The organism is Secundilactobacillus mixtipabuli (assembly GCF_002217925.1).
In the GTDB taxonomy this organism is placed as follows: Bacteria; Bacillota; Bacilli; order Lactobacillales; family Lactobacillaceae; genus Secundilactobacillus; species Secundilactobacillus mixtipabuli.
The window spans coordinates 1-240 of sequence record NZ_BCMF01000067.1; the positions used below are offsets into that span (position 1 = coordinate 1).

Below are 240 nucleotides of genomic sequence, written 5' to 3' on the forward strand. Positions count from 1 at the left end.
TAACATCGTTGATGGTGTCCTGATTTTGGTGGAATAAGCGCCAATGAGATTTCAATATGCGATAGAGGCGTGAGCGGTGATCGGGAATGGTCTGAAAAGCTTGAATACGAGCTTGATCAAGAGCTCGTCCAGCCAGTTGAATAATGTGAAATCGATCGATTACGATTTCAGCATTGGGAAAGATCCGCTTAATAAAGTGACAGTATTGAGCGTTTAAATCAACTACCACACTTTGAACTC

The 240-nt window shown here is 42.1% G+C and carries 1 protein-coding gene; it reads right to left on the minus strand.

Annotated elements, in window-relative coordinates:
• The coding region (locus IWT5_RS12025; RefSeq protein ID WP_143443116.1) for a transposase at positions 1-240 on the minus strand (240 nt) is incomplete at both ends.